Annotated in this window: 19 protein-coding genes; 12 read left to right on the top strand and 7 right to left on the bottom strand. The window is 51.9% G+C overall.

What is annotated here, in order from left to right:
- The first annotated feature begins 55 nt into the window (after nucleotides 1-55).
- Nucleotides 56-1804, top strand: coding sequence for a sulfatase (locus EGM51_06795; protein QBG47116.1), 1749 nt, complete (start codon nucleotides 56-58; stop codon nucleotides 1802-1804).
- A gap of 89 nt (nucleotides 1805-1893) precedes the next feature.
- Here the strand turns inward: EGM51_06795 and EGM51_06790 are convergent, their stop codons facing one another.
- On the bottom strand, nucleotides 1894-2220 hold the full coding sequence (locus EGM51_06790; protein QBG47115.1) for a DUF2934 domain-containing protein: 327 nt from the start codon (nucleotides 2218-2220) through the stop codon (nucleotides 1894-1896).
- Nucleotides 2221-2504: 284 nt separating this feature from the next.
- On the bottom strand, nucleotides 2505-3062 hold the full coding sequence (locus EGM51_06785) for a hypothetical protein (GenBank protein QBG47114.1): 558 nt from the start codon (nucleotides 3060-3062) through the stop codon (nucleotides 2505-2507).
- A gap of 318 nt (nucleotides 3063-3380) precedes the next feature.
- On the opposite strand from EGM51_06785, the gene EGM51_06780 reads away from it, so the two are divergent.
- From EGM51_06780 to EGM51_06750, 7 genes are all read left to right on the top strand, one after another.
- A complete protein-coding gene (locus EGM51_06780) occupies nucleotides 3381-3644 on the top strand; it encodes a CopG family transcriptional regulator (GenBank protein ID QBG47113.1) in 264 nt (87 codons plus the stop codon).
- A gap of 66 nt (nucleotides 3645-3710) precedes the next feature.
- Complete coding sequence (locus tag EGM51_06775; protein QBG47112.1) at nucleotides 3711-5039, top strand: aspartate ammonia-lyase; 1329 nt, start codon at nucleotides 3711-3713, stop codon at nucleotides 5037-5039.
- 36 nt (nucleotides 5040-5075) lie between these two features.
- Nucleotides 5076-5450 (top strand): GxxExxY protein, encoded by a 375-nt coding sequence (locus EGM51_06770; protein ID QBG47111.1) that lies wholly within the window; start codon nucleotides 5076-5078, stop codon nucleotides 5448-5450.
- 35 nt (nucleotides 5451-5485) lie between these two features.
- On the top strand, nucleotides 5486-6697 hold the full coding sequence (hydF, locus tag EGM51_06765; GenBank protein QBG47110.1) for a [FeFe] hydrogenase H-cluster maturation GTPase HydF: 1212 nt from the start codon (nucleotides 5486-5488) through the stop codon (nucleotides 6695-6697).
- A complete protein-coding gene (gene hydG, locus EGM51_06760; GenBank protein ID QBG47109.1) occupies nucleotides 6694-8118 on the top strand; it encodes a [FeFe] hydrogenase H-cluster radical SAM maturase HydG in 1425 nt (474 codons plus the stop codon). Before hydF ends, hydG begins: the two co-directional genes overlap by 4 nt.
- 77 nt (nucleotides 8119-8195) lie before the next feature.
- On the top strand, nucleotides 8196-9290 hold the full coding sequence (gene hydE / locus EGM51_06755; protein ID QBG47108.1) for a [FeFe] hydrogenase H-cluster radical SAM maturase HydE: 1095 nt from the start codon (nucleotides 8196-8198) through the stop codon (nucleotides 9288-9290).
- 103 nt (nucleotides 9291-9393) lie between these two features.
- The gene (locus tag EGM51_06750; protein ID QBG47107.1) at nucleotides 9394-10563 is read left to right on the top strand and encodes a DNA recombination protein RmuC; all 1170 of its coding nucleotides are present in this window, start codon (nucleotides 9394-9396) and stop codon (nucleotides 10561-10563) included.
- Here the strand turns inward: EGM51_06750 and EGM51_06745 are convergent.
- The gene (locus EGM51_06745) at nucleotides 10560-10937 is read right to left on the bottom strand and encodes a hypothetical protein (GenBank protein ID QBG47106.1); all 378 of its coding nucleotides are present in this window, start codon (nucleotides 10935-10937) and stop codon (nucleotides 10560-10562) included. The two genes, EGM51_06750 and EGM51_06745, sit on opposite strands and share 4 nt — an antisense overlap.
- Nucleotides 10938-10992: 55 nt before the next feature.
- Here EGM51_06745 and EGM51_06740 point away from each other — a divergent pair, with 55 nt between their 5' ends.
- Complete coding sequence (locus EGM51_06740) at nucleotides 10993-12330, top strand: FAD-binding oxidoreductase (GenBank protein QBG47105.1); 1338 nt, start codon at nucleotides 10993-10995, stop codon at nucleotides 12328-12330.
- A 10-nt stretch (nucleotides 12331-12340) separates the two neighbouring features.
- Nucleotides 12341-13072, top strand: coding sequence for an SDR family oxidoreductase (locus EGM51_06735; protein QBG47104.1), 732 nt, complete (start codon nucleotides 12341-12343; stop codon nucleotides 13070-13072).
- A 69-nt stretch (nucleotides 13073-13141) separates the two neighbouring features.
- On the opposite strand, the gene EGM51_06730 is transcribed toward EGM51_06735, so the two are convergent.
- Both EGM51_06730 and EGM51_06725 read right to left on the bottom strand, forming a co-directional pair.
- Nucleotides 13142-14896: an ABC transporter ATP-binding protein gene (locus EGM51_06730; protein ID QBG47103.1), complete on the bottom strand. Its 1755-nt coding sequence runs from the start codon at nucleotides 14894-14896 to the stop codon at nucleotides 13142-13144.
- A complete protein-coding gene (locus EGM51_06725) occupies nucleotides 14893-16695 on the bottom strand; it encodes an ABC transporter ATP-binding protein (protein QBG47102.1) in 1803 nt (600 codons plus the stop codon). The genes EGM51_06730 and EGM51_06725 overlap by 4 nt, the downstream gene beginning before the upstream one ends.
- 94 nt (nucleotides 16696-16789) lie before the next feature.
- Here EGM51_06725 and EGM51_06720 point away from each other — a divergent pair, with 94 nt between their 5' ends.
- Both EGM51_06720 and miaB read left to right on the top strand, forming a co-directional pair.
- On the top strand, nucleotides 16790-17482 hold the full coding sequence (locus EGM51_06720) for an oxidoreductase (protein ID QBG47101.1): 693 nt from the start codon (nucleotides 16790-16792) through the stop codon (nucleotides 17480-17482).
- A gap of 59 nt (nucleotides 17483-17541) precedes the next feature.
- Entirely contained in the window at nucleotides 17542-18876 is a 1335-nt protein-coding gene (miaB, locus tag EGM51_06715; protein QBG47100.1) for a tRNA (N6-isopentenyl adenosine(37)-C2)-methylthiotransferase MiaB, read from the top strand.
- On the opposite strand, the gene EGM51_06710 is transcribed toward miaB, so the two are convergent.
- Nucleotides 18873-19388: a nucleoside deaminase gene (locus tag EGM51_06710; GenBank protein QBG47099.1), complete on the bottom strand. Its 516-nt coding sequence runs from the start codon at nucleotides 19386-19388 to the stop codon at nucleotides 18873-18875. The two genes, miaB and EGM51_06710, sit on opposite strands and share 4 nt — an antisense overlap.
- 38 nt (nucleotides 19389-19426) lie before the next feature.
- A complete protein-coding gene (locus EGM51_06705) occupies nucleotides 19427-20308 on the bottom strand; it encodes a diacylglycerol kinase family lipid kinase (protein QBG47098.1) in 882 nt (293 codons plus the stop codon).
- Between the last annotated feature and the right edge of the window lie 15 nt (nucleotides 20309-20323).

Raw genomic sequence — 20323 nt, 5'->3', positions numbered from 1 at the left:
TAGGTTGAGTCTATGTGTTTTCCGGTTATTCTGTTCATTTATGAATGGAGTAAATATGAAACGTTTAACCACCTATCTGCTACCGGCGCTGTTGCTGGCCGGAGTATCGACCTTTGCCTCATCTAAACCCAATGTTGTTTTTATTCTGATCGATGATCTGAGCCATTACGGCATAACGGCCTACGGAGCCAACAGGATCAGTTCGACGCAGGGATTTTTTAAAAATGTGGAGTTTGAAACACCGCGCATTGACAGTCTGGCGAAAGACGGCATGAAGTGCGACTATGCCTATGCCTATCCGCTCTGTGAACCCACGCGAATTGCGCTGATGAGCGGAATGAACAATATCCGCAATTATCATCAGTGCAAATCGCAGCATGCTTCGGATATTACGTTCGGCGATCTGTTTCAGCACGAGGGGTATGAAACCTGTATTGTCGGAAAATGGAAGCAGACCCGTGGTACGAAAAGTATTCCCGGGAAAGATTATATTTCCGAGTTCGGCTGGGATGAATTCTGCTGTTTTGATGTGGTGACCGAAGGGTACCGGATGATTGATCCCGATATTGTGGAAAACGGAAAGATCATGAATTACAAGGGGATTGATCCGGTGACCGGGCGGCGCTATTACGGTCCGGATATTTTCAACCGCTATGCGCTCGATTTTATTGAGCGCAATCAGGAAAAGCCGTTCTTCCTGTATTATTCGATGGTGCTGATGCATGATGAGCACACCCCGACTCCGGACACAAAACCCGCAAGTATCTTTGATGAACATGACATTTCGAAACCTACAAAATATGGTTTTATGAAAGGGGATGACCGGCGGTATTTCCCGGATATGCTGGCCTATATGGATAAAATGGTCGGCCGGGTTCTTGATAAACTGGAAGAGCTGGATCTGGATGAGAATACGCTGGTTGTTGTCATGGGGGATAACGGAACCAAAGAGTGTTTTGAACATGTTCTTCCCGACGGCAGCGTCTTTCGTGGGAATAAGGGCAGCAATAAAGAGGGCGGACTGCATGTTCCGCTGCTGCTTCGCGCTCCCGGAAAAATCCCGGCAGGGAAATCGTATGCCGGGATGGTTAATGTGACCGATATTCTTCCGACGCTGTGCGATGCTGTCGGTATTGAACCGCCGAACAAAGATTCTCTGGATGGGATCAGCTTCTGGCCGCAGGCCACAGGACGGGCGTCCGGGGAACATCGTAAATGGATTTACACCTGGTATAACGGCAACAATAAATCCACCGATCTGGATAACGTAATCGAGTATGCTTTTACCAAAGAGTTCAAGCGGTATGCTCCCAGCAAACTCTATCCTGAAGGACGCTTTTTTGATCTGCGTACCGATCTTTTTGAAGAGGCCGGTACGGAAAAGAAAAAAGTCCCCAAGGTTTGGAACAAGTGGCATTACAGTGGGTTGGATGTCAGTAAGCTGACGCCTGAACAGAAGCGTGCCTATGACGGACTCGGGAAAATTCTGGAACAGAATGCCTATGTTCCGGTTAAACGGCTGCAGATTGTCAGGGGCGAGGTTCCGCTCCGTGTCGGAGGTACTAAACAGCTCGAATGCCGGATCTATCCCGCTAATGCCACGCGCCGTGGAATTATCTGGCAGTCCAGTGATCCTTCCATTGCTTCGGTTGACAAATTCGGTGTCGTGACCGGACACAGAAAAGGGAACGTTGAAATTACCGCGTATTCCTGGGATGACGCCATGCCGCTGGCTGATCATAAAAGCGAGGAATTCAGAACCGACGGAATTCAGCACAGTGTGAAGCTGAGAGTATCAAAATGAGTTCAGCCCAATTTCCAGTCTCTGGAAATGATGAATGAAAAAGGCGATCCCGATGGGATCGCCTTTTCAACGCATTCAGACCTTGGGAATCAGCCTTTGATCATCGCGTTGATAGAAGCTTCTGCATGCGCCCAGTATTCAGCCGGGTCTTTGGAGAAACCGTCGTTCTCAGCGGCAAAGTAAGCGGCCTGCTGAATCATGGTATAAACCTGTTCAGCAGTGTAGTTCACTTTGGCGGCTTTTTTAGCAGCAGCTTTTTTCTTTTTAGCCGGAGCCTTTTTAGCCGGGACTTTTTTTGCAACGGCTTTTTTAGCCGGAGCTTTTTTGACAGCTTTTTTAGCCGTCTTTTTAGCAGGGGCTTTTTTTGCCGTTGTTTTCTTTGTTGCTTTCTTTTTAGCAGCTTTCTTTGCAGCCATTATTTTTTCTCCTGATTTTCTTCTTCCTACGTTTTTCCTACGTGCTGCGGCTAGAACTATATACTTAGCTAATGCTTGTAAATCATACAGTTGAAAAAAATGTTTTTATCTTCTGATTCACACCGTCGTTTTTGACGTTTACGGAAAACGCTGAGCGCAAAAATTCCGCTGAGAAAGTTGCGGATGCGTTGAAGACCTTTTCGGGTAATCCACCCGTTCTCATAGCATGAGGTTTCAGAACTTCATAGTACGTCTACGTGCTGCCGGTGTACTGCATATTCGTCTTATGGTTCTTCGGTGGTAATGACGGCGAGTACATCGCGGTCTGCTTTATTGAGCATTCCGGTGGACAGAAAGGATTTAATCACTTCGAACGCTGAACGCGCTTCTTCCAGCCGCAGGGACAGGCGGTTAAGATTAATTTTTTCCAGGTCGTCCGGATCCATGATTTCAACGAGATGCCGGCTGTTCAGAGCGCGTTGACCGATGTGGTGAATCAGTTTGCCAAGAACGTTTGCTGCATAGCGGGAGGTATCGTCAGGGAGACGGGCCAGCAGCTGATCGCAGTAATAGGCATAACAGACCGGCGGGCGGCCATAATCGAGAGAGCAGCCGGTGAGATCGAGCCAGCCGAAGCGGTCATCCATATCCTTTTCCCCGAGGTCCTGTTTTTCCAGTAGGTGGGCAAGAAATGCACTTTCAAGTGCCTCTTCGCAGATATCGGCCCGACAGCAGCACGCCGTGCACATTGCGCAGATTCCACTGAACAGGTGCGTCATTACCTCGCGGATATCGCACTCCAGCGCGGCATACTCTTCAATCAGTTTTTCCAGATAAGGCATGGCAGACCAATAGCAGATTATGACCCGTTGCAAAAACAGTTCGGACAAAAAGATAAAAGCCCGGCTCTTAAAAAGAGGTTGGCGGGCGGTAGCTGTGGAGCAGTCTTCTTCAAACCTTTTTCCGGGATTCAGACAGACATGGTTCCATGCGGACGTTTTTTGTTTATACCTTGTCTATATTAGCCTGTAGTTCCACTTAACCCTTGCCGGAAGTAGGGATTTAAATAGGGTGCAGTTTTCCTGAGGGGCCGGCTGCGGCGGGTGGCGAGGGATCTGAAACAGAATCTGACAGTTTCGATGTGCGGAACGGAGGAGATCATGAATAGACGTCTGGGCTTTGTGGGCCTGATTGTTGAAGAGCGCGAAAAAAATGCGGCGGCGGTGAATAAGGTGTTGTCGGATTACGGTGACCTCATTCTTGCGCGCACCGGAGTGCCGTGTCGGGATCGCAACTGCTCTGCCATTACGCTGGTGATTGACGCGGATACGGATCAGCTGGGTTCGCTTACCGGAAAGCTCGGGCGCCTTCCCGGAGTTTCCGTTAAATCGATGCTCAGTAAAACATCAAGTGCCGGATCGTAATCAGGGGACAGACCCCATGAAATACGCAGCATAGCGGAAGTTTTGCTTTTTCGCGGTGATTGAAGAATGGAACTGAAAAAAGAAAAGGATTGTCTGGGCGAAAAGACCCTTCCCGGGAACGTGCCGTGGGGCATTCATACTGCGCGTGCGCTGGAGAATTTTTCTTTGGTAGGGCGTCGTGTTGCTCCGGGGCTGATCGCCGCGCTGGCACGGGTGAAAAAAGCGTGTGCTCTGGCGAATAAAGAGCTCGGCTATCTTGATGCTGTAAAAGCGGATTCCATTATTCATGTCTGTGAGCAGATCGTGGAACATCCCGAGTGCCCTCTTCCTGCGCTGCAGGGCGGGGCGGGGACTTCGACCAACATGTTTATCAATGAGGTGGTTGCAAACCAAGCAAACGTTCATCCCATTGAAGAGGTGAATCTGCATCAGTCGACGAATGATGTGTATTCTACGGCGGTTAAGTTGGCGGCGATTTACGGTCTTCGCGATCTGGCTGAAAAAATCGAAAAACTGCAGGGTGTTTTTCAGCGTTTGGAACATCGATTCGCTCATATTCCAACGCTGGGGAAAACGGAGCTGATGGATGCCGTTCCGCTGACGCTCGGTGCGGAGTTCGGTGCTTTTGCTGAAGCGTTTGCGCGAGACCGCTGGCGTACGTTCAAGTCTGAGGAGCGTCTGCGGGTGGTGAATCTCGGCGGGACTGCAGTCGGTACCGGTCTGACGGCACCGCGTGATTATATTTTTCTGGTTACCGATAAACTGCGTGAGATTACCGGGGTGGGGATCAGCCGGGGTGAAAACCTGGTGGATCAGACGGCGAATGCGGATGCATTTGTTGAAGTTTCGGGGATTATGAAGGCCTGTGCGGCGAATCTGTTGAAGATCTGCGGAGATCTGCGTCTGTTGCATATGTGCGGGAAAATAAAACTTCCGGCGGTGCAGGCGGGATCCTCGATTATGCCGGGGAAAGTGAATCCGGTGATTCTTGAAAGTGTGATGCAGGTCGGCATCAAGGTGCAGTCCAATGATTTGATCATCACCGAATGCGCTTCCCGCGGTTCGCTGCAGATTAATGAATTCATGCCTTTGCTGGCGGATGCGTTGCTGGAATCACTGGAGCTGCTCGGAGATGCCTGTCTGATGCTGGCAAAGCATGCGGAAGGGATCGAGGCCGATGAAGCGGCATGTGAACGGCACTTTAATGCATCGGTCGAAATTGTGACCGCTTTTCTTCCAACCATTGGATACGAAAAAGCGACGGAACTGGTAGAGCAGTTCAAGAAGACCGGTCGGAGTGATTTTAAAAATTATCTAACGGAAGAGCTGGGTGAAGAGATCGTGGAAAAAACACTCTCGCCGCAGAATCTGATGGCACTGGGGCATCGGGATTAAGACCACGAAATACACGAAACACACGAAAGGGCACCGATGAGTATTATTTTTGAAAAAGAAGGGTATCAGATCAACGGTGCATGTTTTGAGGTTTATAAAGAGAAAGGATGCGGGTTTTTAGAAGACGTATACCAGGAATGCCTGGAAATTGAATTTGAGTTGCAGGACATTCCCTTTGAGGCCCGGCATCCGTTAACACTTGATTACAAAGGGCGGTCGCTGAAGAAGAAATATATTCCCGACTTTGTCTGTTACGGAAATATTATTGTTGAAGTTAAAGCGGTTCAGCAGATTGCCAATGAACATCGGGCACAGGTTCAGAATTATCTGAAGGCTACAGGCTATAAGCTTGGGCTCATTGTTAACTTCGGGCATTACCCGAAAGTCCAAATTGAGAGGATCGCGAACTGATTCGTGTATTCAGTGTGTTCCGTGGTTAAATTATTATGAAAACAGCACCGAAAAGTTTAAGGCTTCATATTGCGTTGTTCGGGCGAACAAACGTGGGTAAATCGTCGTTTCTGAATCTGATTGCCGGGCAGGATGTTTCGATTGTTTCGGAGCAGGCGGGTACGACGACGGATGTGGTGGAGAAACCGATGGAGCTGCTGCCGATCGGTCCGGTGGTTTTTATGGATACAGCGGGGATCGATGATACGACGGCGCTGGGAGAAAAACGGATTGACCGAACTGAACGGGTGTTTGATCGGGCGGATGTGATTCTGCTGCTGCACGAAGGGACCGAAGTTACCGAATTTGAAGACCGGGTGGCGGCGAAGGCAGAGGAGCGCAGGATTCCGGTTATCCGTATTGCCAATAAGTCCGATGTGTCGGATCTGTCCGGGTGGTCCGGTATTTCCTGCAACTCCACGGATTCCGCTTCGAGAGAACGGGTGCTTTCGGAGCTTAAAGCGGAACTGATTAAAGTTTGTCCGGATGAGTTTCTGCAACCGCCGCCGCTGATCGGGGATCTGGTGAAGCCGGGCGGGCTGGCGATGCTGATTGTTCCGATTGATCTGCAGGCCCCGAAGGGACGGCTGATTCTGCCGCAGGTTTCGACGATCCGTGATGCGCTGGATAATGATGCGGCGACGCTGGTCTGCAAAGAGCGGGAATATGCGCATATGCTTTTGATGCTGAATCGGAAACCGGATGTGGCGGTCTGTGATTCGCAGATGGTGCTGAAGATGGTGGCGGATACGCCGCCGGAAATTCCGTGCACGACGTTTTCAATTCTGTTTGCGCGGCTGAAGGGCGATCTTCGAAAATTTGCGATGGGCGCGGCGGCGATTGACCGGTTGGAACCGGGCGATAAGGTGCTGATTGCGGAGTCGTGTTCGCATCATGCGCTGGAGGATGATATCGGGCGGGTGAAGATTCCGCGGTGGCTGCGTCAGTATGTAGGCATCGATCTGGAGGTTGATGTGTATGCCGGGCACGATTTTCCCGATAACCTGTCGGAATATAAACTGGCGGTGCAGTGCGGCGGCTGTATGCAGAACCGGCGGGAAGTGCTCAGCCGGATTGAAAAGTGTGAGGCGGCGGGGGTGCCGATTACAAACTACGGCCTGTGTATTGCGCAGACGCAAGGTGTGTTGCGACGGGTGCTGTCCCCGTTTCCGGCAGCGTTGACGGCTTATGATGAGGTGATGAAATGAGTGGATTACCGAAGATTGATACCGAAGGGCTGAAGAGCTTTATCCCCGATGACGAGATTTTCCAATGGTTGGAAAAAACAAAGCATCCGGATGCGGAACGGGTGCGGGAAATTATTGAAAAATCGCTGGATAAAAACCGGCTTGATCCGGAGGAAATGGCGACGCTGATCAATGCGGATTCTCCGGAGTTGGTTGAGGAGATCTTCGAAGGGGCGCGCGAGCTGAAGCGCCGGATTTACGGAAATCGCATTGTACTTTTCGCTCCTCTGTATGTGGGGAACGAATGTGTGAACCGTTGTGCCTATTGCGGTTTCCGGGCGGATAATGAAGAGGTGCACCGGAAAACGCTTCTGAATGATGAGCTGGTGGCGGAAGTCGAGGCGCTGGAGGATCTCGGTCATAAACGTCTGATTATGGTTTACGGTGAGCACCCGAAATACGATGCGCAGTATATTCATGATACCGTGAAGGCGGTCTATGCCGTGAAAAAAGAGCCGGGCGAAATCCGGCGGGTGAATATTAATGCGGCGCCGCTGGATGTGGACGGTTTTAAAACTGTGAAATCCGCCGGCATCGGGACCTATCAGATTTTTCAGGAAACGTATCATCGTGAAACCTATGCGCAGGTTCATCAGGGCGGTCCGAAGTCGGATTTTCTCTGGCGGCTGCACGGTCTGGACCGGGCGATGAAAGCGGGTATTGATGACCTCGGCATCGGCGCGCTGCTGGGACTGTATGACTGGCGTTTTGAAACGATGGCTCTGCTTTATCATACGATACATCTCGAAGAAAAATTTAATGTCGGTCCGCATACGATTTCATTTCCGCGGCTGGAGCCGGCGATCGGGACGGATATTGAGGCGCTGACGAAAAAACATGCGGTGTCGGATTCGGACTTTAAACGGTTGGTGGCGATTCTGCGACTGGCGGTGCCGTATACCGGACTCATTCTGACATGCCGTGAGCCGACGGAGCTGCGGAATGAAATGCTGGCGTTCGGGGTGAGTCAGATTGACGGCGGATCAAGTATCGGCGTGGGGTCGTATTCGAATAGAGATTCGGAGTCGTATAAAAAAAGTCAGTTTCTATTGGGGGATAACCGCAGTCTGGATGAAATTATCCGCGAACTATGCAATGCCGGCTTTATTCCGTCGTTCTGCACCGGCTGCTATCGGAAGGGGCGGACCGGAGAGCATTTCATGGAATTTGCCATTCCCGGATTTGTGAAACGGTTCTGTACACCGAATGCGGTGCTTACGTTTCTGGAATATCTGAACGACTATGCTTCAGGCGAAACACTGGCGGCGGGGTTGAAGCAGATTGACCGGGAACTGGAGGCGATGCCGGAAAGCAAAGCCAAAGATGAGTTAAGAAACCGTATGCAGCAGGTACGCGAAGGGGCTCGTGACCTATATTTCTAATCCACTGATTACACGGATACTCACTGATTTATAATCCTGTTCATCCGGTGATCTGTGGATCAATAGAAGGAAGTAAAATGATAGAACCCATTTTAGAGAAGGCCTGCTTAACGGGAAATCTGACGCGTGCGGAGATTGCTGCGCTTTTGTCGATCACTGACGAGACGATGCTTCAGATGCTGTTTGATACGGCTTATGCGGTAAAGGCGGAGCAGGTGGGCCGGGTGGCTTATTTCCGGGGATTGATCGAGTGCAGTAATATCTGCATTAAGGACTGCTACTATTGCGGGATCCGGCGCAGTAATAAACAGGTTGAACGGTTTCTGATGGATGAAGAGGAGATCTTCAAAGAGGCGATGTGGGCTTATGATGCCGAATACGGGTCCTGTGTTATTCAGTCGGGCGAACGGCAGGACGAAGAATATATTGCCATGATCGAGCGTGTGGTGAAACGTATTGCCGATGCAACGGGTGGAACATTGGGGATTACGCTTTCGCTGGGCGAGCAGACCGAAGATGTTTATACGCGCTGGAAAGAGGCCGGTGCACATCGCTACCTCCTGCGCATTGAAACCACCAATCCGGAGCTTTATGCCAAAATACACCCGGAAGATCATTCGATGGATGTGCGCAGGGAGTGTCTGAAAGCTCTGCGCCGCACCGGATATCAGGTAGGCACCGGGGTGATGATAGGCCTGCCGGGGCAGACCATGGAGGATCTGGCCAATGACATCCTTTTTCTGAAAGAAATCGATATTGATATGATCGGCATGGGACCGTATATCCCGCATTCCGATACGCCGATGGGAAAAGAAATTCCGGCTTATACCGACGAAGAAAAAAAAGCGGCGCTGCAGTTGGGGCTTAAAATGATTGCTGTTACGCGTCTGGTTCTGCGTGACGTTAATATTGCGGCCGCCACAGCGCTTCAGGCATTGGAATATACCGGTCGCGAACAGGGCCTTAAATGCGGGGCCAACGTGATTATGCCGAATCTGACGGAAACGGAATTCCGGCCGAAATATCAGCTGTATGATAATAAACCCTGCATCGATGAAAATTCGTCGATGTGCCGGGGATGCCTGAGTGGGCGAATCAAAGGCATCGGGGAGACCATCGGGTTTAACGAGCGCGGGGATTCTCTCCACTATCGCAAGCGCACGGTACAGTAACTCTTTCGAATCGGTGTACGTCGCATTCCGGTGGGCGGGCGTTTTCAACGCTTTCCACGGATTGGAAGTTTTTGCATAGTGCTCCGGTCTTTGGAGGCTTTTGATGATTACAACGGTTTTATTGATTCTGGTTCTGGTCGTTCTCGCGGTGATGCTGATGCTGATACTTACCGGAAATACCAAGGTGAATACGCGTCTTGATGAGTTTGCCCGGCAGATCGGGGTTCAGAATGATCAGGGGACGGAGCGGATTAAAAAACTTGAGGATATTTTCCGGGGACTGGAAAAGGACCTGCGGGGCGATGTGGAGTCGGTTCGTGTGCGGGTGGATGAATCGCTGGAGAAAAATGCGCGGCAGTTCGGTGAGCGGATGAGAGAGCTGGTCGAAACTAACGAAAAGCGGCTGGGGGAAATCAGCGGCAAGGTTGAGGAGCGTCTGGATAAAGGGTTCGAAAAAACCAGCAGGGTTTTTGAGGATGTGCTGAAACGTCTGGTGGAGATTGATAAGGCGCAGGAGAAAATCGCGGAGCTTTCGGGGAATGTGGTTTCACTGCAGGAAGTGCTTTCTGATAAACGGTCGCGCGGTGCATTCGGTGAAGTGCAGTTGAATGCGCTGATTGCCAATATCATGCCGGAAAACAGCTTTTCGCTGCAGCATACGTTCAGTAACGGTGTACGTGCGGACTGTGTGCTTTTTCTGCCGGAACCGACCGGGACGATCTGCATTGATTCGAAATTTCCGCTGGAGAGTTTCCAGAAAATGGTTGATTTCAATCTGGGTGATGCGGATCGGAAAGCGGCGGAGCAGCAGTTCCGTCAGGATATCAGAAAACACATCAAAGATATTGCCTCGAAATACATTATTCCCGGGGAGACCTCAGACGGTGCAATGATGTTTATTCCGGCCGAGGCGATTTTTGCAGAAATTCATGCGCGCTATCCGGAGCTGGTGGAGGAGGCGCAGCGGGCGCGGGTCTGGCTGACGTCGCCGACGACGATGATGGCGGTGCTGACGACTTCGCGTGCCGTGCTGAAAGATGCGGCCACCCGCAAACAGGTGCATATTATTCAGGAGCACCTTGTGGCGCTTTCGAAGGACTTTGAGCGCTTTCAGAGCAGGATGGATAAGCTGGCGACGCATATCGGCCAGGCCAACAAGGATGTGGGGCTGGTGCAGACGTCCGCGAAAAAAATCAGCACCCGTTTTAGCAGGATTGAAAAGGTGGAGCTGGAAGACGAAGACTTCCAGGCATTGGAAGAACCGGATGCCTAGAACAGATCGTCCGAGGCCTTTTTGGTTTGTGCTTTTTCAAACTGCGGGCAGGAGTCGGTAGACTCCACTTCCTTTTTGTGGACGGAGCAGAACTGCGTGAAAGGATTTACGATATAGTTTGCACAGTAGCGGCAGAGCGCGGCGTTTTCATCTTCTTTAAAAACTTTGACTGTTTCCGGACGGTCGGCATCGGTGAAAATTTCAGGTTCCGCTTTTTTATGTTTGAACGGTACGTCGGTTTCAGAGGGAAACTCAAAACCGCATGCCGAGCAGGTGAGTTTTTCCCCGGTTTTAGTAAAACCTTCGTAGATGGGTTCACGTGTGAGCAGTGCGTCGGCTCCGCAATTCCTACAAATGATTTCTACTGTTTTCATACTATAAATATGTATATGGTGTCGGGTCATTGAACAAGTCGTGAGTGAGGTGTCCATGCGAAAGATTTCTGATTGGGGGAATTATCCGGTTATCGAGGCTGAGGTAAACGGTTTTGATACAACGGAGCAGTTAAAACGGCAGCTGGAGCTGCCGGGGGACGTTATTGCTTTCGGCAACGGCCGGTCGTATGGAGATGCATCGCTGCAGGATAGGGTTATTCTTACGCGCCGGTTTAATAAATTTCTGTCATTTGATGAGTCGACCGGTGAACTGTGCTGCCAGGCCGGTGTGCTGCTGTCGGAAATTCTGGATGTCTTTGTGCCGCACGGCTGGTTTCTTCCGGTAACACCGGGAACGAAACTGATTACGGTGGGCGGTGCGATTGCCGCCGATGTACACGGGAAAAATCATCATGTGGACGGATCGTTCGGGCAGCATGTTCTCCGGATGGATATCATGCGTAACGACGGATCGGTGATTTCCTGTTCGCCGACAGAGAATGCGGAGTTTTTCAATATCACCGTCGGGGGCATGGGGCTGAGCGGAATTATTCTGAATGCAACGTTCAGGTTGCGGAAAATCGAGACGGCCTACATTAAAGAGGAAACTGTCCGGGCGGCGAATCTGGAAGAGATTATGGACGGGTTCGAAATGTCGGAGGACTGGACCTATTCGGTGGCCTGGATTGACTGTCTGGCCAGGGGCGATGCAATGGGGCGGAGTATTCTGATGCGGGGTGAACATGCCACGACGACCGATCTGGTGAATCAGGTGCATAAAAATGATCCGCTGACCGTCAAAAAAGGAATGCATCTGGGCATTCCGGTGAATTTTCCGAACTTTGTGCTGAATCCGCTGAGTATGAAGGCGTTTAATTTTGTGTATTACAACAAGACGCGGCCCGGGAAACATGAGCATGTTGTAGATTACAACAGTTTCTTTTATCCGCTCGACGCGATTGCCGACTGGAACCGGATTTACGGCAAACGCGGATTTACACAATACCAGTTTGTGATCCCCAAAGCCGCCGGTCGCGAAGGTATGCGAACCATTCTGAAACGCATTACTGACAGCGGACTCGGGTCGTTCCTTGCCGTGCTCAAACTCTTTGGCGAGCAGGAGAGTTTTATGTCATTTCCCATGGCCGGATACACGCTGGCGCTCGATTTCCCCATTTCGGTAAAAGCGATGAGTCTGTTTAAGGAACTGGATGCGATGGTGGCCGATTACGGGGGGCGGCTTTATCTGGCTAAAGATTCGCGGATGGACGCGGAAATGTTTGAAAAAACCTATCCCAATGCTGATGAGTTCCGCCAGGCGATTGCCCTGCTGAACGAAGGCGGAACCAGATTCGCCTCGCTGCAGTCCAAACGGATCGGAATTACAGGATAGGAGACTGTTCATGAAGAATGTTTTAATTTTGGGTGCGACGTCGGATATGGCTCAGGCGATTGCAAAGAAGTATGCGGCGGAGGGATGGAGTCTGACGCTAGGAGCGCTGGAGGCCGATCTGCTGGAACCGATTGCAAGCGATCTGAAGGTGCGGTCGGGTACGGAGGTGCTGACATTTAAATTTGACGCAACCGATTTTTCCGGCCATCGGAAATGCTATGAATCGCTACCGGTGAAACCCGATGCGGTGATTGCCTGCTTCGGATATATGAGCGATCAGGAAAAGGTGCGCAATGACGTTGAGGATATCCGGCAGACGATTGATATCAATTTTACGGGTATGGCGACGATACTCAGTGTGATTGCCGAGGATTTTGAGCAGCGCGGCCGAGGGGCCATTGCGGCGATCAGCTCGGTTGCAGGAGACCGCGGCCGGCAGAGCAATTATATTTACGGCAGTGCCAAAGCCGGCCTGTCGGCTTTTCTGGGCGGGCTGAGAAACCGGCTGGCTGAAAAAGGGGTTCACGTCATGACGGTGAAACCGGGATTTGCACGCACGAAAATGACGGAGAATCTGGAGCTTCCTGCGGCGTTAACCGCGAGCCCTGAACAGATTGCTGAAGCGGTTTTTCAGGGATTGGAAAAGAAAAAGAACGTGATTTATATCCTGTGGATGTGGCGCTGGATTATGCTGATTATCCGCTGCATTCCGGAATTCGTTTTCAAGAAAATGAAAATGTAATCCGACCGTGCGACCAGGCCGGGAACGGCCGGATCGGTGGGCACACAAAGAAACCGGATTTTCCTGCGGTCAGGCGGGGGCGTGTTCCAGCAGTTCGTAGAGCTGGCGGTAATAGCCGTCGTTCGCCATCAGTTCATCGTGCGTTCCCTGATCAATGAGTTCGCCGTGGCGCATCACGAGAATGCGGTCGGCATTGCGGATGGTGGAAAGGCGGTGGGCAATCACGATGGAGGTGCGGTTGGCCATCAGTTTGGTCAGGGCGTCCTGAATCAGGATTTCGGTTCCGGTATCGACACTGGCGGTTGCCTCGTCGAGCACAAAAAGGAGTTCCGGATTCTGCGCCAGTGCACGGGCCATGGCCAGCAGCTGTTTCTGACCGAGCGAGAGACCGGCGCCTCGTTCATTCAGTATGGTGTCGTAGCCCTGCGGCATAGCCTGGACAAAATCGTGGGCATTCACGGTTTTTGCGGCGTGTTCGATGTCGGCGCGGGTAATGCCGGGCTGGCCTAGGCTGATATTGTCCGCGACGGAACCGGTGAAAATAAACGGATCCTGGAAAACATAGCCCAGTCGCTTGCGTAAATCATGTTTTGAGAAGTTCCGTATATCGGTACCGTCGATGGTTACCGATCCCTGCTGCACATCGTAGAAGCGTCCGATCAGATTGATAATGGTGCTTTTACCCGCACCGGTTGCACCGACGACGGCGAGTACCTGTCCGGGCTGTACTTCGAAGGACAGGTTTTTGATGACCCAGTTGTTTTCAACATAGGCGAAGGAGACCTGATTAAATGCGATAGTTCCTGCCAGTTTGTCCGGGTTTTCCGGATTTTCCGGATCCTGGATCAGCTCCTTTTCATCGAGGAGATCAAAAATCCGTTCCAGAGAGGCCATGGCGACCTGAAAGGAACCGGCTTTGTCGGAGAGGGACCCCAGCGGCTGGAAGAAACCTTTGAGATAAGCCAGAAAAGCGATCAGCGTACCGAGAGTGATCGCGTCGGAGCTGCCCATAATGGCGAGTCCGCCAATGGTCAGTGTGATGAGCTGTGCCATAATCTGGCCGCTTTCCATGGTCGGGAAATAAAGGCTGAACCAGCGGACTTCATCAAACTGGGCTGCCCGGAGGTGTTTGTTGCGTTCATCGAAATCTTCAATGGCACTGGCTTCCCGGTTGAAGAGCTGAATGGTGGTCATCCCGGTGAGGTCCTCCTGAATCAGGGCATTCAGTTTGGATTGCCGGTCGCGGATATCGCGGTTAGCATTGCGGAGTTTGGTATTGACGAAATACATGATCCCGAAGAGGAAGGGCAGTGTTGCGAAAATGGAAATGGAGAGCCGTGGGCTGAACCAGATCATATAGCCCATAATGCCGAAGATCATGAACAGATCGGCGATGGAACCGACGACGCCTTCGGTTACAAAGTGCTGGAGGCGTTCGATGTCGGAGGTGACGCGTGTGAGCAGGGTTCCGACGGGTGTTCTGTCGAAATAGCCCTGATGCAGCCGCAGCACTTTGCGGTACACCGAGAGCCGCAGGTCGTAGACAATTTTCTGGCCGATCCAGGCGGTGAGCAGTGTCTGTAGATAGCGAACGCCGTAGCCCGCTGCCGCGAGCAGGGCATAGATTTTCCCGTATTTCATCAGCAGGGCCAAACGTCTGTCTGTGTGAGTGCCGTCTGCACGCAGCACTTCATCCATGATTTTCTGCACCAGTACCGGCAGGTAGTTGATGGTAATGGTTGTGGCCATGATCAGGATGAATGCCAGTATCAGCCAGCCGGCGTAGGGTTTAGCGTAGGAGAGGAAGCGGCGGAATTTGTTCATCGCTCTTCCTCCAGTTTTTCCTGCAGCTGTTGCATGGTGTTGAGCTCGGCGTAATAGCCGGGTTGTGCAATCAGTTCCTCGTGGGTGCCGCGCTGTGTGATTTTTCCGTCTTCAATCACAATGATGGTGTCGGCATAACGCAAGGTGGAAATGCGGTGACTGACAAACAACGTGGTGCGCTCGTTCATGACCGGCTGAAGTTTGGACATGATGGCGGCTTCGGTCTGGGTGTCGACGGCGGAAAGTACATCGTCGAGAATCAGAATTTCGGGTTTGCGGGCAATGGCGCGGCTGATGGAGGTGCGCTGCCGCTGGCCTCCGGAAAGGGTTACTCCGCGTTCGCCCAGCATGGTCTGGTACTGTTCGGGGAATCCGGCAACATCGTCGTGCAGGTGGGCGATGTCGGCGGCCCATCCAATGGTTGAAAAATCGGGGTCTTCCAGGCCGAAACCGATATTGTGTTCCAGGGTGCGGGAAAAGAGTACGGGTTCCTGAGCGGCATAGCCTATCATTCCGCGCAGGCGGGTTAGTGGCATTTCCCGTATATCGGTTCCGCCGATGGTGATACTGCCGCGCGTCGGATCGGAAAGGCGTGCGACGAGCGAAGTAAGCAGGGTTTTGCCGCTGCCGGTCGGCCCGGTAATCCCCAGTGTCTGGCCACACGGAATTTCAAGGTTGATGTTTTTAAGGAAGGTTCGGCCGTCAATTTCGAGGTCGAGATCGCGGAACACAATAGTCGGTGCCGGCGTTTTCCCGGTGTCCGGGATTTCGGCAGGATTTTGGATTCCGGGTTCGCGGTCGAGAATCTGTTTTACGCGCTTCCAGCTGACGCGACCGCGTTCAAACATGGAAAGCACCCAGCTGATGGCCAGGAGCGGCCATTGGAGAATGGCGATGTAGGAGATGAACTGCTGGATGGTTCCGATGGTCAGCTCGCCATTGATGACTTTTTTTCCGCCGAAAATGAGAATGAGAATGGTGCCGATAGTAAAACCGAACGCCATGAAGGAAAAGAGGAAGTGGCGGGTGGTGGCTACTTTCATGTTTTTGGTGATGAGGCCGGAATTCAGCTCTTCGAATTCGGCATTCCGCCTTTTTTCGAGGGCGAAGCCTTTGATGCAGCGAATGCCGGAAAAGGTTTCCTGGGAATAGTTCGAAACCTCGGAGACATGTTCCTGCAGTTCCTGCTGGTAGACGCGCATTTTCCGCAGCACTATAAAAAAGGCGAGTACAAGCGGGGTGAACAGGCCGATGATGATCAGGGCGAGCTGCCAGTCGGTCGTCAGCATGATGCCGGATGCCATTACGGCCATCAGGATGGTGCGCGAGCCCTGGAGGAAACCCTGCCCGATGGAATCGCGGATGATGGTGATATCGGAAGAGAGACGGGTCATCAGATCGCCGGTGCGTTCAGAGCGGAAAAATTCCTGATCCATGGCGGTGAGGTGGGTGAAGAGATCGTGTCGCAGTGCACATTCGACCTTGTGTGACATGCGCATGGGGATTTTTCGCAGATAACGCGAAAAAACAACCGAAACCGAACCGATGGCGAAAAAATAGAGAAAATAGCGGGTCAGCAGCGGCGTGGTCAGGGTGCCTTCCTGGAGGCCGTCGATGATCCAGCGGACGATGATCGGCATACTCAGGCTGCATCCGACGGTGAGCAGGCCGAAGAGAATGGTTCCTGCAATGTCGAGGCGGAGCGGCCGGAAATAGGCGGTTAAACTGGCGGGTTGTCTGTTGATGATGAAAATCCTTTCAAGGATGACACAAGGTATCGGCTTATATGGTTTTTGCAAGCCCGCTTTCCTGTGTCTGGAAATACGGGCGGTTCAGTTTGACTTTCCAACGACAGGGAACTATAAACACCCGCCTTTATCGATACAGCACTAAATGTGGACTGTTTGCAGAGCGAGGTTAGAGATGCTTTCAACAACAAAGAAAAGAAATACGTGCAGGGTTCTTGAGGTCCGCCGTTTGACACCGGAAACCACTGTGGTGCGTTTTGAGCGCCAGGGGCTTGAGTTCGAGCCGGGACAGTATATCCGGGTCGGGCTGGAAGGTGATCCGGAGATTCGTGACTATTCTGTTTATTCCGGAGCTAACAAAACGGATTATCTTGAAGTTCTCGTTCGCCGGGTGGAAGACGGTCTGGTTTCGAAACAGCTGTGTGACCTCGAGGTGGGTGAAACGGTGAGTGTCGGCGGTCCGTACGGCCATTTTAAACTGCTGGATGAGATACGGAAAAAACCGCTGCTGCTGATTTCCACCGGCACCGGGATTTCACCGTTTCACAGTTTTGCCGAATCGTATGAAGGGCTCAGCTATCGCCTGATTCATGGTACAGCCCGGGTGGATGAATCCTACGAATCCGATTTCTACGGGGATCATTATTTCCATTGTGTGTCGCGCGAAGAGGGCGGTGATTTTAAAGGGCGTGTGACGGACTATCTGCGGGATCTGGAGATCGCCCCGGAAACCAATGCGTTTCTGTGCGGTAATTGCGATATGATCTATGAAGTCTTCGATATGCTGCAGGATAAAGGGCTGCCCACGGCTCAGATTCATACCGAGGTCTACTTTTAATTTCAGATAGGATTTCAGGATGTGCAGGATAAGATCCTGTGGTCCGATCGGATGTACTCATGAAATGTTGCGTTGTCACTTTAGGCTGTCAGATGAACCAGTCGGATTCCGAGCGGATCCGCAGTGTGATTGAAAAATACGGTTTTGAAATGACCGCTTCCGAGGAGGAGGCGGATCTGATCGGCATTGTGGCGTGCTCGGTGCGGCAGAAAGCCATTGATAAAGTCTACAGCAAAATCTCAAAGTGGAATAAATGGAAGAATGAGCGTCCGTTGGTAACGTTTGTTTCCGGCTGTATCCTGCCGGCCGATGAGGTGAAATTTCTGAAATTGTTCGATCTGGTGTTCCGGATGAACGAGCTGCCGGATCTGCCGAAGATGCTGCAGCAGTGCGGTGTGGCTACGGAGTTTTCGGTCCGTAATCCGGTTGCCGATATTGAGCGGCATGACGAGCGTACTGATTTCTGGCAGGTGGACCCGACCTACAGTTCGGATTTTGAAGCTTTTGTCCCGATTCAGAATGGGTGCGATAAATTCTGCTCGTTCTGTGCGGTGCCTTATACCCGCGGGCGGGAAGTATCGCGCCTGAGCGGTGATATTCTTGAAGAAGTCCAAAAACTGATTGAGCGCGATGTGAAATCGATTACGTTGCTGGGCCAGAATGTCAATTCCTACGGGCTGGATAAAAAGGGCGAAGAGATTTCGTTTGCAGAACTGCTGCGGAAAATCGGCGAACTGGGGAATGCCAGCGGCAGGGATTTCTGGGTATACTTTACTTCTCCGCATCCGCGGGATATGACGCGGGATGTGATTGAAGCGATTGCTGATTATGAGTGTCTGGCCAAGCAGATTCATCTGCCGGTGCAGAGCGGCGATGAAAAACTGCTGCGCAGGATGAACCGTAATTACAGCATTGAAGCCTATATGAAGATTGTACGCGATATTCGGGAGCTGCTGCCGACGGCTACCATTTTCACTGATATCATTGTCGGTTTTACCGGCGAGACCGATGAGCAGCTGGAGAATACGGCAAAGCTGATGGAGGATGTGAAATTCAATATGGCTTACATTGCCAAGTATTCCCCGCGTGTCGGTGCCCGTTCCGCCCGATGGGAGGACGATGTTACGCCGAAGCAGAAAAGTGAACGTCTGGCGCGTCTGACGGAAGTGCTTAAGCGCACATCGCTGGAGCATAATGAAGCGATGATCGGCAAAACCTATAAAGTGCTGGTTGAACGTGTTGATCCCCGCTCTGAAGGGGCGCTGCAGGGGCGGACTGAAGGTAAGCTTCCGGTACGGATTACTGATGCGCCGGCCGATCTGGTCGGCACATTTCAGGCGGTTGAAATTACCCGGGCTTCCGAGTTGTCGCTGACAGGCAGACTGGTTGCTTAATCTGCAGGTGAATCTTCGTTAAGCCGGCGCTGCTTTTTCCGGTCTTTGGATTTTTTGCGCAGGTTGTGAAAAAATTCCTGCATCACAAAACGGCATTCTCCTTCGAGCAGACCGGCTTCTGTTTCTACTGCATGATTCAGGTCGGCTTCGTTGAGAATATTGAATTTTGACGTTGCACCGCCGCGAACCGGATCGGTCATGCCCCAGACCACTTTTTTCATGCGCGAAAGAACCAGGGCGCCGGCGCACATCGGACAGGGTTCTTTGGTGACATACATGACGGCATCGATGAGCCGCCAGTTTCCGACGGTCTGTGTGGCCTGGGTGATGGCGAGTACTTCGGCGTGTGCGGTGGGGTCGTTGAGCATTTCGGTCTGGTTGTGTGCTTTGCCGATTACTTCGCCGTTGAGCACAATTACGGCTCCGCAGGGGACTTCGCCTTCGTCGGCGGCCTGTTGTGCTTCACGCAGGGCCATACGCATGTAGAACTCGTCTTCTGAAAAATCATCCATAACTATTCTGCTTATTGTGTGTCGGGGATCAGGGGAAACTATATAGAGGGAACGATTACATTCAGTGCGGATGGAAGAACTTCGATATGAACATCGCCTTCGGCATGATACAGTTCGCCGTCAACCTGGATCGGGGTGTCATTTTCGCGTCGGACTGTCATTTTTTTGAAATTACGGTTGGTTACCAGATGATGCTGGTGGAACGTTTTTTCGATGAAGCGGTGAACCTGTGCAAGGACCAGCGGAACGTCTTTGGTTTCGATGGCAACCAGTTCCAGATTGCCGTCATCGGCTTTGGCGTCAGGGGCCACCAGGACATCGCTGCCGAATTGGGAAAGGTTGGCGATGGTGAAAATCAGCGGATGTTTAAGCTCCAGTTCCTCATTATCGATTTTTACATGAAACGGCTGTGCGCGGTATTCGAGCAGCTGCTGAGCTCCGGCCAGAACATAGGGAACAATACCGCGGAACGGATATTTTTCGAACGCTTCCACAAGTGCGGCGTCCCAGGCCATGGAGCAGGTCACGAAGAATAGCCGGTCGTTGACTTTCCCTACATCGATTTTTGCGGTTTGACCGTTAAGCAGGGCTTTAGCGGCGGGAACAGGCTGAAGCGGTGTTTTGAAATGGCGGGCAAAGCCGTTTCCGCTGCCGGCCGGAAGAACGCCGAGCCGCACATCGGTTCCGACCAGTTCGGAACCGATGGTGTTCACCATGCCGTCTCCGCCTACAACAAGTACGGTGTTGATACCGTGCTCTACGGCGCGGCTTACTTTTTCGGCACCGTCTGCGGCAGACTGGCTGAACTGATAATATACGTCGTGCCAGGGATCATCCCAGGCTTCCTGCACTGCCGTAATGTAACGGTATGGGCCGCCTACGCCGGATTTGGGGTTGATGAGTACGAGAACCTGTTCCATTTTTTTTCGTCCGTT

This window comes from Verrucomicrobia bacterium S94 (assembly GCA_004299845.1).
Lineage (GTDB): Bacteria > Verrucomicrobiota > Kiritimatiellia > Kiritimatiellales > Pontiellaceae > Pontiella.
Note: the sequence above shows the minus strand (reverse complement) of the source record. Positions and strands in the feature narration are given on the sequence as shown.

Coding starts and splice junctions, on each gene's coding strand:
- EGM51_06795 (QBG47116.1), top strand. CDS start 56: ATGAAACGTTTAACCACCTATCTGCTACCGGCGCTGTTGCTGGCCGGA.
- EGM51_06790 (QBG47115.1), bottom strand. CDS start 2,220: ATGGCTGCAAAGAAAGCTGCTAAAAAGAAAGCAACAAAGAAAACAACG.
- EGM51_06785 (QBG47114.1), bottom strand. CDS start 3,062: ATGCCTTATCTGGAAAAACTGATTGAAGAGTATGCCGCGCTGGAGTGC.
- EGM51_06780 (QBG47113.1), top strand. CDS start 3,381: ATGAATAGACGTCTGGGCTTTGTGGGCCTGATTGTTGAAGAGCGCGAA.
- EGM51_06775 (QBG47112.1), top strand. CDS start 3,711: ATGGAACTGAAAAAAGAAAAGGATTGTCTGGGCGAAAAGACCCTTCCC.
- EGM51_06770 (QBG47111.1), top strand. CDS start 5,076: ATGAGTATTATTTTTGAAAAAGAAGGGTATCAGATCAACGGTGCATGT.
- hydF (QBG47110.1), top strand. CDS start 5,486: ATGAAAACAGCACCGAAAAGTTTAAGGCTTCATATTGCGTTGTTCGGG.
- hydG (QBG47109.1), top strand. CDS start 6,694: ATGAGTGGATTACCGAAGATTGATACCGAAGGGCTGAAGAGCTTTATC.
- hydE (QBG47108.1), top strand. CDS start 8,196: ATGATAGAACCCATTTTAGAGAAGGCCTGCTTAACGGGAAATCTGACG.
- EGM51_06750 (QBG47107.1), top strand. CDS start 9,394: ATGATTACAACGGTTTTATTGATTCTGGTTCTGGTCGTTCTCGCGGTG.
- EGM51_06745 (QBG47106.1), bottom strand. CDS start 10,937: ATGAAAACAGTAGAAATCATTTGTAGGAATTGCGGAGCCGACGCACTG.
- EGM51_06740 (QBG47105.1), top strand. CDS start 10,993: ATGCGAAAGATTTCTGATTGGGGGAATTATCCGGTTATCGAGGCTGAG.
- EGM51_06735 (QBG47104.1), top strand. CDS start 12,341: ATGAAGAATGTTTTAATTTTGGGTGCGACGTCGGATATGGCTCAGGCG.
- EGM51_06730 (QBG47103.1), bottom strand. CDS start 14,896: ATGAACAAATTCCGCCGCTTCCTCTCCTACGCTAAACCCTACGCCGGC.
- EGM51_06720 (QBG47101.1), top strand. CDS start 16,790: ATGTGGACTGTTTGCAGAGCGAGGTTAGAGATGCTTTCAACAACAAAG.
- miaB (QBG47100.1), top strand. CDS start 17,542: ATGAAATGTTGCGTTGTCACTTTAGGCTGTCAGATGAACCAGTCGGAT.
- EGM51_06710 (QBG47099.1), bottom strand. CDS start 19,388: ATGGATGATTTTTCAGAAGACGAGTTCTACATGCGTATGGCCCTGCGT.
- EGM51_06705 (QBG47098.1), bottom strand. CDS start 20,308: ATGGAACAGGTTCTCGTACTCATCAACCCCAAATCCGGCGTAGGCGGC.